This window comes from Cognatishimia sp., from assembly GCF_964229375.1.
Lineage (GTDB): Bacteria > Pseudomonadota > Alphaproteobacteria > Rhodobacterales > Rhodobacteraceae > Cognatishimia.
This window is the reverse complement of sequence record NZ_CAXREH010000195.1, coordinates 1-8,276: the sequence shown is the minus strand read 5'-3', so window position 1 is coordinate 8,276 and position 8,276 is coordinate 1. Positions and strand designations below refer to the sequence as shown.

Genomic DNA, 8,276 nt, shown 5'->3' with positions numbered 1-8,276 from the left:
TCCAAGGCCACTTTCCAGAACCAGATTTTCCGCTACGAAGTCTAGGTTTTTACGCAACCCTAGGGCGAGTTGCGCGAGAATTTCAGAGCCTGCTAAGTCCTTGATTTTCGGTAGGGATTTCCGGACTACTTCAAACGGTTTAACCTTAATACCTTAATGGTGTTCCGTGAGTGTGGCTTTAGCCTAGGAACTTTTAGGCGCAACCCCTGCGATTTCAGGGCTCTGCGCCTAAAGTCTTTAAAACACTAGAAAATTCTATCAACACCCGCAGAATCAGCGAACAACAATCGCGGGCGAAATCTACGCCTGTTTACAAAAAAATCGCCCGCGTTTTTCAACACGGGCGATCTTCAGATATCACTTGGAAGGTTTAGCCTTGCGCTGCTTTTGCAACTTCTGCGGCAAAGTCTTCTTCTTTTTTCTCGATGCCTTCACCGACTTCCATGCGCACATAGCCCACGATTTCGGCGCCAGCTTCTTTAGCCGCGGCTTCGACGGTCAGGTCTGGGTTGATGACGAAATCCTGGCCCAGAAGGGTGACTTCGGACAGGAATTTCTTCATGCGACCAACGATCATTTTTTCGATCACTTGCTCTGGCTTGCCAGACTCACGTGCGATCTCGATTTGAACGTTGCGCTCTTTTTCAACAACCGCTGGGTCCAGATCCGCTTCGGACAGGGACTGAGGGTTTGCCGCCGCGATGTGCATTGCAACCTGCTTGCCGAACGCTTCGTCGCCGCCTTTCAGTGCAACCAGAACGCCGATCTTGCCCATGCCGTCGGTGGCTGGGTTGTGCACGTAAGATGTGACAACGTCGCCCTCAACAGACGCCATGCGGCGTACGGACATGTTTTCACCGATTGTCGCAACTGCGTCTGTGACGGTTTCTTCGACAGTTTTGCCACCCAGGTCCGCAGCTTTCAGCGCGTCAACGTCAGCAACGTTCACAGCTGCGCCAGCGATCTTTGCGACCATGGACTGGAAGTCAGCGTTCTTACCAACGAAGTCGGTTTCAGAGTTCACTTCAACTGCAACACCCTTGCCACCTTCGACGTTCACAGCAACCAGACCTTCGGCTGCGGTACGGCCAGATTTCTTAGCCGCTTTCGCCAGACCTTTGGTGCGCAGCCAATCGATCGCTGCTTCTTGATCACCGTCGGTTTCGGTCAGTGCTTTCTTTGCGTCCATCATGCCTGCGCCGGTCATTTCGCGCAGTTCTTTCACCATTGCGGCAGTAACAGCCATCTTGGTTCTCCTAAATTCGAGTAAGATATGGGGGCGGCTTACCCTGCCCCCATGAAAGATTTGTAACGCTTACGCGTCCGCAGCGGCTTCTTCAGAAGCTTCTGCTACGGCTTCTTCCGCAGGCGCTTCTTCGAACTCGCCCAGATCAACGCCAGCTGCGCCCATCATTGCGGTCATGCCGTCCAGAGCTGCGCGAGAGGCCAGATCGCAATACAGAGAGATTGCGCGGGAGGCGTCGTCGTTGCCTGGGATGATGTAGTCTACGCCATCTGGAGAGCAGTTGGTGTCGACAACAGCAACAACTGGGATACCCAGTTTGTTCGCTTCGGCGATTGCCAGTGCTTCTTTTTTCACGTCGATGACGAACAGCAGGTCAGGTGTGCCGCCCATTTCACGGATACCGCCCAGGGACGCTTGCAGTTTGCCCTGGTCACGTTCCATGCCCAGACGCTCTTTCTTGGTAAGACCTTCTGCGCCGGATGCCAGCTTCTCGTCGATCTCTTTCAGACGGTTGATGGACTGGGAAACGGTTTTCCAGTTGGTCAGCGTGCCGCCGAGCCAGCGGTGGTTCATGTAGTACTGAGCGGATTTTTCCGCCGCATCAGCGATTGGGCCAGACGCCTGACGCTTGGTGCCAACGAACAGAACGCGGCCGCCTTTTGCAACGGTTTCACGCACTGCGTTCAGAGCCGCGTCCAGCATTGGAACGGTCTGAGTAAGGTCCATGATGTGGATGCCATTGCGCGAGCCATAAATGAACTCGCCCATACGAGGGTTCCAGCGTTGTGTTTGGTGACCAAAGTGTACGCCTGCTTCCAGCAGCTGGCGCATGGTGAACTCGGGAAGAGCCATGCTTATTTTCCTTTTCCGGTTTACGCCTTGGTGAGGAGGGAGATCCCGTAACCCTAAGGTCCTGTGGGACAACCGGCGGACGTTTGGGGATGTCTCCCCCAAAGCACCCAAACCTCACCTGCGAGATTGAATGCGCGGCTGATACTGCGGTTTGAGGTGGCTTGCAAGGGGGTATATGCGCAAATGCGCCTTATTTTATGGGTTTTCGACCCTATTGCGACGAGAAATGCGCCTCGCGTACGTTTTGCTCGAGCGTTGCGGCCAAGGCTTTGCGATTGGCAAAGCGGCTGACAGCCATCGGCGGGTGAAAAACCAGCTCAATTTTGCCCTGTTTTGGTGTAGACAGGATGTGAAGCACGTTGGGAACAAGCTCCATATCGCCCCACCAGCCATAATAGCGTGGATCCTCGCCTTCGGGCGCATGATAGTTGACCGAGATCGGCTGGACATAAGACTGTTCGCGCAGCGCGTCCGAGAAAAAGGCCTCAAACAACGTTGTCTTGAAGGGCAGCACGCGGTTTGCATCTGTCGAGGTGCCTTCTGGGAAAAACAACAGTTTGTGCCCTGCCCCAAGTCGCTGTTCAAACAGATCTTGCTGCCGCTTTGCTTCTTTCCTTTGGCGCGAGATGAACACTGTACCCGTGGCTTTTGCCAGAACGCCAATCCCTGGCCAGCCCGCGACCTCTGACTTGGACACGAAATAGATCCGCTGTGGTGCGTTCAACGAAAAGATATCCAGCCAGCTTGCGTGATTGGCCACCACGGCCCCGGGATGGGACATGGGGACGCCTTTGATTTCATAAGGAAACCCGATCAGCCACAGCACCGACCGGCAGACAAAACAGGTAATATAGGGCGTGATAGGGCGACGTTGGCCAAACAAGGGGCGTTCAACAAGCCTGACGATAAGCAAAAGAACAAGGCAGACCGCGATCACAAGCACACCCGGTACGCCCCGACGCACAACGCGCAGCCAGTCCAGGCCCTTGGGTTTGCGCTGTGCGATATAGTCTTCGTTGCCAGTCCAGGTTGGGGTCACGACGCGGCCCCCTTGCCATAAATCTTTTGCTGTGTGGCGCTTAGACGTGTTGTGTCCATCACCAGACATACATCCGTGGTGTTGAACGCCGCGTCCACATAGGCGCCCTCGCCCACAAAGCCTCCCAGCCGCAGATAGCCCTTGATCAAAGCCGGAACCGCCAGCATCGCTGCGCGGCGATCGAGCGCGTCATAGGCGATGCGGTTCATCTCGGTGTAATGTGTGTCAAGCGCACGTACGCGCAGGTCTTCTGGGGCCAAATGGCGGTGATGCAACAGCGAAAGCGAAGGAGCCAGCGCGTCCAGATCGGTTCCATGAAAGCTGGCCGTTCCAAACAGAATGTCGATGCTGTGATCCTGCACGTATTGGGCCAGCCCGTTCCACAGAACATACATGGCCGTACCGCCGCGATAATCAGCGTCCAGACAAGAGCGGCCCAGCTCTAAGAGTTTGCGACCGCTGGATTTAAGGACGGACAGGTCGTATTCGTCTTCGGTATAAAATTGCCCGATCTGCGGCATCTGATCGTCACGCAACAGGCGATAGACCCCGACGATCTGGTCTTCGACCGTTGTGCCGCGTGCTTGATCCAGCAGCATCAGATGGTCAAAGAAAGGGTCGAATTTGTCCCGTTCTAGCTGTGCTGCATGATCCACCATTTCACCGTCCCCGCCCATTTCCTGCACAAAGACTTTGTAGCGCAGGCGCTGTGCGGCACGGATATCGTCGTCTGTTTCCGCCAAACGCAGCAGGAAATCAGGGTGAGTAGCGCTCATGGGGGGCTAGAAATCCATAGTTACGGTCTGGATGTGATACGCGGCGGCCTTGCAGATGGCAACTTTGAATGCGGGGTTTCCTGAGTATAGTCCGCTGACGTTTGTTGATATGTTAAGTGAAATTTAACACTCTATGTGTCATCTGCAATTACAAGACCAACCCGGTCGGCATCGATCACCACTTTGCCGGCTTCTCTGAAATTTACGGTTATTTTACCGCCCATATTTGATTGCACCTGCCCTAGCCCCCAAGCGGGCTGTCCGGGATGGCGCACCAACATGCCGGGTTCCAGAAACGCGTTATGATTTTCCAAGTTGTTTTCTCAGTTTTAGGATTTTTCGATGTCTAACTCAAACTACTCCGAGATGGTAGCCTCGCGGATCTGCCACGATCTGATCAACCCTGTGGGGGCCATCGCCAATGGGGTTGAGTTGTTTGAAATGACCGGCGGCGCAGATGCCGAGATCGACCTGATTTCCGAGGGTATCTTTCACACCAGCGCGCGCGTGCGCTTCTTTCGCATCGCCTTTGGCGTCAGCGACGCGGCCCAGATCATCACCGCAGGCGAAGTCAAATCTATCTTTGATGACATCCGAAATGAGCGGGTCATGTTGCATTGGAGGGTCGACAGACCGATGGCGCGCCGCGAACTGCGCGCTGCTTTTCTTGCCATCCTGTGCGTCGAGCAGGCCTTGCCGCGCGGGGGCGAGATCTTTGTTACCTATGAAAACGGCTGGAAAGTCGTCGCCAAGGCAGACATCATCGACGCCGCAGAAGCGCTTTGGGAGCCGCTGGCCGAAAACGAAGCCCCCGAAAACCTGACGCCGACAACAGTGTCCTTTGCCTTGTTTCCGATGTGTTTACAAGAGCTTGGCTTTTTGCCGACAGTCCTGATTTCCAATACAAGACTGTCGCTTTACTTTGATTAGGCCCGCGTGGTGCCATCACCGGTGACCAGATATTTGAAACTGGTCAGCTGCGCCGCCCCAACTGGGCCGCGCGCGTGCATTTTGCCGGTTGCGATGCCAATCTCAGCCCCCATGCCAAACTCGCCACCGTCAGCAAATTGTGTCGAGGCGTTGTGCATCAGAATGGCAGAGTCCAGACGCTGGAAGAACCGATCGGCCGCGGCCTGATCCTCGGTGATGATACAATCTGTGTGGTTCGAGCTGAACGTATTGATATGCGCAATCGCGCCGTCGACGTCCGCAACAACCTTGGCCGCAATATCCATGTCCAGATACTCACGTCCCCAATCTGCGTCGGTGGCCGCAAGGGTGCCTGTGATGGATTGCAGGGAGTCGTCTGCATGAATACGGACGCCCGCGTCCATCAGAGCCTTAACAACGCCGGTTCCGATTGTGTCGACAATGTCCTGATGAATAAGCAAACACTCCGCAGCGCCGCAGATGCCAGTGCGGCGGGTTTTCGCGTTTAGCACGATATCCAGCGCCTTGACCGGATCAGCCTCTTTATCGAGGTAGATGTGCACGATGCCTTCAAGATGCGCGAATACGGGAACGCGCGCCTCACGTTGTACCAGACCAACTAGGCCTTTGCCGCCGCGTGGGACGATCACATCGACCGTGTCCACCATAGTCAACAGCTCTTGCACAGCCGACCGGTCTCGTGTGGGCACAAGCTGGATCGCATTTTCAGACAAGCCAGCGGCCTGCAGCCCCTTAACAAGGCAGCCATGAATGGCGCTGGAGCTATGAAAGCTCTCAGAGCCGCCACGCAAAATAACCGCGTTGCCGGATTTAAGGCACAAGGCGCCTGCGTCGGCTGTCACATTCGGACGGCTTTCATAGATGACACCAATAACCCCCAAAGGAGTGCGGACGCGTTTGATATTCAGACCTGTCGGACGATCCCATTCAGACAGAACTTCGCCCACAGGATCATCTTGGCCAGCGACCGCGCGCAGCCCGTCGCAGATGCTTTGAATGCGGGGTTCATCCAGCATCAAACGGTCCATCATCGCATCGCTCAGACCCTTGTTGCGTCCGAACTCCAGGTCTTTGGCGTTGGCGTCGATGATCTCGGAGCGTGCCTCCCAAACAGCGTCGGCGGCGGCATTCAGTGCCTGCGTTTTGACCTCTGCCGGGGCAAAGGCCAGCTCTGCGCTTGCAGTTTTGGCGCGTTGGCCAATCTCTGCCATCAGGGCGGGAATATCTGCGATGTCCTTCATCAGATCTGTCCTTTGTGTGTGAGGGTGCCGAAGGATGCCTCCGGCGGGAGTATTTGTGACAAGATGAAACCCTAGAGCGCCATGTCGTCGCGGTGAATAATAACAGAGCGCGCCGGGTAGCCAAGAATGGCTTCGAAATCCGAGCTGTGTTTGCCTTTGATCGCCTGCGCTTCGTCGCTGGTATAGGCGGTCAGGCCCTGCCCCAGCTTGCGCCCGTCGGTCGACAGGATTTCAACCGGATCGCCGCGTTCAAACTGGCCAGAGACGCCGGAAATGCCCGCAGGAAGAAGGCTTTTGCCTTTCTGCAAAGCGGTTTGGGCGCCTTGATCGACTGTGACTTGGCCCTGTGGCTTCATCGAAGAGATCCAGTTCTTGCGCGCCTGTTGCGGTGTGCCTTTCGCCGTGAACCATGTGGCATTCGCACCGTTTTGCAAGGCGCGGAGTGGATTCAGGATTGACCCCTCGGTGATCGCCATGGCGCATCCGCCGCCGGTTGCGGTTTTTGCCGCCCAGAGTTTGGTGATCATGCCGCCTTTTGACAGGCCCGACGTGCCTTCGCCCGCCATGGCTTCGATCTCTGGTGTGATGTCTGACACCACGTCAAAGCGTTTGGCGTCTGGATCTTTTTGCGGGTTGCCCGAATAAAATCCATCCACGTCCGACAACAGGATCAATTGGTCGGCGCCTGTGGTCAGGGCGATCTGCGCTGCCAGCCTGTCGTTGTCGCCATAGCGAATTTCGTCTGTTGCTACCGTGTCGTTTTCATTCACGATGGGCAGCACACCCAGGCCAAGCAGCTGTGCGAGCGTCGCGCGCGAGTTCAGATAGCGGCGTCTGTTGGCACTGTCTTCCAAAGTGACCAGAACCTGAGCCGTTGTGATCCCATGTGGCTTAAGCGCGTCCTCATATGCACCGGCAAGGCGGATCTGACCGACAGCGGCGGCAGCCTGTGACTGATCAAGGGGCAGATCCCGATTGCCCAACGACAGAACCCCGCGACCAAGCGCGATGGATCCGGAGGAGACAATCACGATGTCTTTGCCGATCGATTTCAACCAAGCCACATCATCGGCAAGGCTTTGCAGCCAGTCCTGGCGCAAATCCCCTGAAGACCGGTCCACCAGAAGGGCAGACCCGATCTTGATCACCAGCCGTTTTGCGTCACTTAGGGCCGCCACGCTTCGGGTTCCTCGTCCTGTTTCTTTTCACGCAGGCGCGTGTCATCGATCTGTGCGCGCAGAGCCCGCAGCACATCGGTCACACCCTCTTGGCTGGCGCCCGACATAAGCATGACGGGGCCACCGACGGCCGCCTCGAGTTCCTCTTTCAGGAATTCGCGTTCCTCGGCGTCCATCGTGTCGATCTTGTTCAGCACCGTGATCCGAGGCTTTTCGGCCAATACGCCACCGTATGCCTCGAGTTCGCCAATAATGGTCTTGTAATCGCCGACCGGATCACCAGACGTGCCATCCACCAGATGGAGCAACACTGCGCAGCGTTCGACGTGACCAAGGAAGAGGTCTCCTAGCCCCCTGCCCTCGGATGCGCCTTCGATCAGGCCTGGAATGTCAGCAACCACAAATTCCACATTGTCGACGCCAACGACACCAAGGTTGGGATAGAGAGTGGTGAACGGATAATCCGCAATTTTGGGGCGCGCGTTAGAGGTTGCGGCAAGGAAGGTGGACTTGCCTGCATTGGGCAGTCCCAAAAGCCCTGCATCGGCGATCAGTTTCAGGCGCAGCCAGATGGTGCGCTCGATGCCTTCTTGTCCGGGGTTCGCGCGACTGGGCGCCTGGTTGGTCGAGGTTTTAAAGCGCAGGTTGCCCCAGCCGCCGTTGCCGCCTTTGGCCAATAGCACGCGTTCGCCGACTTCGGTCAAATCGGCAATCAGCGTTTCCTGATCTTCGTCAAGGATCTCGGTGCCAACAGGCACGCGCAGAATAATGTCGTCGCCTGAGGCTCCCGTGCGCTGGTTGCCCATACCGGATTGGCCGGTTTTCGCGAAGAAATGTTGTTGATAGCGGAAATCGATCAGGGTGTTCAGGCTGTCGACCGCCTCGGCATAGACCGAGCCGCCGTTGCCACCGTCCCCGCCATCAGGGCCGCCGTATTCGATAAACTTCTCACGGCGAAAGGACACACAGCCACTGCCACCACCGCCCGAGCGG

General features: G+C 56.4%; 9 protein-coding genes. 1 reads left to right on the top strand and 8 read right to left on the bottom strand.

What is annotated here, in order from left to right:
* Positions 1-370: 370 nt before the first annotated feature.
* The 5 genes from tsf to ACEQWH_RS14530 all read right to left on the bottom strand — a co-directional run bounded on the left by tsf (position 371) and on the right by ACEQWH_RS14530 (position 4,194).
* Positions 371-1,246 (bottom strand): translation elongation factor Ts, encoded by an 876-nt coding sequence (tsf, locus tag ACEQWH_RS14550; RefSeq protein WP_370232027.1) that lies wholly within the window; start codon positions 1,244-1,246, stop codon positions 371-373.
* A 69-nt stretch (positions 1,247-1,315) separates the two neighbouring features.
* Positions 1,316-2,098, bottom strand: a complete 783-nt coding sequence (rpsB, locus tag ACEQWH_RS14545) for a 30S ribosomal protein S2 (protein WP_370232026.1) — start codon at positions 2,096-2,098, stop codon at positions 1,316-1,318.
* Between the two features lie 211 nt (positions 2,099-2,309).
* Entirely contained in the window at positions 2,310-3,137 is an 828-nt protein-coding gene (locus tag ACEQWH_RS14540; RefSeq protein ID WP_370232025.1) for a lysophospholipid acyltransferase family protein, read from the bottom strand.
* Entirely contained in the window at positions 3,134-3,913 is a 780-nt protein-coding gene (locus ACEQWH_RS14535) for a GNAT family N-acetyltransferase (RefSeq protein WP_370232023.1), read from the bottom strand. The genes ACEQWH_RS14540 and ACEQWH_RS14535 overlap by 4 nt, the downstream gene beginning before the upstream one ends.
* Before the next feature lie 131 nt (positions 3,914-4,044).
* A complete protein-coding gene (locus ACEQWH_RS14530; protein WP_370232029.1) occupies positions 4,045-4,194 on the bottom strand; it encodes a DUF3553 domain-containing protein in 150 nt (49 codons plus the stop codon).
* Between the two features lie 61 nt (positions 4,195-4,255).
* On the opposite strand from ACEQWH_RS14530, the gene ACEQWH_RS14525 reads away from it, so the two are divergent.
* Positions 4,256-4,843, top strand: a complete 588-nt coding sequence (locus ACEQWH_RS14525) for a histidine phosphotransferase family protein (protein WP_370232021.1) — start codon at positions 4,256-4,258, stop codon at positions 4,841-4,843.
* On the opposite strand, the gene ACEQWH_RS14520 is transcribed toward ACEQWH_RS14525, so the two are convergent.
* The 3 genes from ACEQWH_RS14520 to obgE all read right to left on the bottom strand — a co-directional run.
* Positions 4,840-6,105, bottom strand: a complete 1,266-nt coding sequence (locus tag ACEQWH_RS14520) for a glutamate-5-semialdehyde dehydrogenase (RefSeq protein ID WP_370232019.1) — start codon at positions 6,103-6,105, stop codon at positions 4,840-4,842. The two genes, ACEQWH_RS14525 and ACEQWH_RS14520, sit on opposite strands and share 4 nt — an antisense overlap.
* A gap of 71 nt (positions 6,106-6,176) precedes the next feature.
* Complete coding sequence (proB, locus tag ACEQWH_RS14515; protein ID WP_370232017.1) at positions 6,177-7,283, bottom strand: glutamate 5-kinase; 1,107 nt, start codon at positions 7,281-7,283, stop codon at positions 6,177-6,179.
* Positions 7,271-8,276, bottom strand: a 1,006-nt coding sequence (gene obgE, locus ACEQWH_RS14510) for a GTPase ObgE (RefSeq protein ID WP_370232015.1), incomplete at its 5' end; no start/stop codon positions are given. The genes proB and obgE, both read right to left, overlap by 13 nt.

Bases quoted from the DNA above. Each gene is read 5' to 3' on its own strand.
- tsf (WP_370232027.1), bottom strand. From the start codon at position 1,246: ATGGCTGTTACTGCCGCAATGGTGAAAGAACTGCGCGAAATGACCGGC.
- rpsB (WP_370232026.1), bottom strand. From the start codon at position 2,098: ATGGCTCTTCCCGAGTTCACCATGCGCCAGCTGCTGGAAGCAGGCGTA.
- ACEQWH_RS14535 (WP_370232023.1), bottom strand. From the start codon at position 3,913: ATGAGCGCTACTCACCCTGATTTCCTGCTGCGTTTGGCGGAAACAGAC.
- ACEQWH_RS14530 (WP_370232029.1), bottom strand. From the start codon at position 4,194: ATGTTGGTGCGCCATCCCGGACAGCCCGCTTGGGGGCTAGGGCAGGTG.
- ACEQWH_RS14525 (WP_370232021.1), top strand. From the start codon at position 4,256: ATGTCTAACTCAAACTACTCCGAGATGGTAGCCTCGCGGATCTGCCAC.
- ACEQWH_RS14520 (WP_370232019.1), bottom strand. From the start codon at position 6,105: ATGAAGGACATCGCAGATATTCCCGCCCTGATGGCAGAGATTGGCCAA.